Genomic DNA, 1,546 nt, shown 5'->3' on the forward strand with positions numbered 1-1,546 from the left:
GGGGGTGTTCCTATAGTTTTGTCAACTGGGCAATGCCGTTTTCGAGATTGAATCGCGACATGCTAACGCCAGGCCTTTCGGCCGATGGGCTCCAATCTGTTCGGAGCGCTTTTACTAGGCGGCGTAGGGCACCCTGTCCCGCATGATCGCGTAGATGACCTTCAGCCTCTTTCGTGCCAGCGCCTTGAGCGCCTTGCCGTGCGGCATGCCCCGCTCTCGGCACCTAGCGTAGTAGTCGCCCCATCTTCCCTCTGTCCGGGTAAGGCAGTTGCACGAGAATATGAGCAGGTTCTTCAGCCTCTTGTTGCCTTGGCGCGATGCCGTCACCGAGGAGATCGAGGTCCCCGACTGGCGGTTGCGCGGCGCCAGGCCGCAGTACGACGCGAGCCTGTCGTGGCTTGGGAAGTCTTCGATATCTATGGAGATCGCGAGCTCGGAAGCGGTTTTGGGGCCGATCCCCGGCACCGTCAGGAGGCATCGGTAGGTATCGTCGCCCTCGAGGAGGGCGGATATCTCCGCCGTGATCACATCGATCTCCGCCGAGTTCTCGGAGATCCTGCGCGCGAGCAGCCTCACCGCCCGGTCCTCGGCGGCGATGGCTGCCGCGTCCGGCCTTGTCGAGGAGGCCGTCGAGCGGACGAGGGCCTCGATCTTGCCGCGCGCCGCCCCGCGCGTGAGCGCCGCCGCCCTGCGGGGCCCGGCGTCGGCCACCGACCAGGCCCCGCCGAGGGATGCCATGAGCCTCAGCTGGGGACCGTCGGACAGGTCGACCAGCGCCTCGAAGGCGGGGCACGATTCCAGCAGGATGCTGCGCAGCCGGTTCTTGCTCCTAGTGTTTTCGCAGGTCAGGAAGTTTCTCTGGGCGGCCAGCGCCCTCGCCGCCGCGACCGTCGGGCCCGGGTCCCCGACCGGCAGGAGTGCGTCGGGGATGCCCAGCGCCGTCTTCGCGATGACCATTGCGTCCCGCTCGTCGGTCTTGGCGTCGCCGGCGAAGAGCCTGGCGGCCCCGTGTGCCGCGAGTCCCGGCAGGTACGCCGCCGACATCCCGGCCGCCTTGGCGCGGGCGAGCGCGAGGGCGCCTATGTTGCGCGACTGGTCGACGACCACGAGCGCGTCGGGGAAGCGGCCGAACAGCGAGTCCAGATCGCCCTCCCTGTTCGCGACGGGGGCGCTCAGCAGTATCTCGCCGTCCCGGGTCGCGACGCATGCCCAATGGGACGATTTCCCGACATCGAGCCCGATGACGGCTTCCGGCATTCTAGGTGGTGCCACGGTGGTATCCTCCAATCGGTAGGCCGATCGGAACCCCTCCCTGCGACACCCACATTACCTGGCCGTGGCGCTTGCGCCCGGCAGTTTCCTATCAGTCGTCCGGAGCGGCGAGCGCCCCCGGTGGCAACACCCCCCGGGCCCTCTACGGGGCAGGGGCAGACGGCCATCCGGAGGCGCCCGATCGGCGGCCCCTCGGGGCTTGCCCGTATCGTAGGCAATGCGCCGAATGCTCGCCATCGAAATTTATCGGTGGCCCACTTCAGACTGTAATGGG

1 protein-coding gene is annotated in these 1,546 nt (G+C 67.5%); it reads right to left on the bottom strand.

Going from position 1 to position 1,546, the window contains the following annotated elements; translation table 11 throughout:
* Positions 1 to 114 precede the first annotated feature (114 nt).
* Positions 115 to 1,272 (bottom strand): IS110 family RNA-guided transposase, encoded by a 1,158-nt coding sequence (locus ABG996_RS10715; RefSeq protein WP_226812531.1) that lies wholly within the window; start codon positions 1,270 to 1,272, stop codon positions 115 to 117.
* Positions 1,273 to 1,546 lie beyond the last annotated feature (274 nt).

The sequence above is a fragment of the Collinsella aerofaciens genome, assembly GCF_039836695.1.
Taxonomy (GTDB): Bacteria; Actinomycetota; Coriobacteriia; order Coriobacteriales; family Coriobacteriaceae; genus Collinsella; species Collinsella aerofaciens_BD.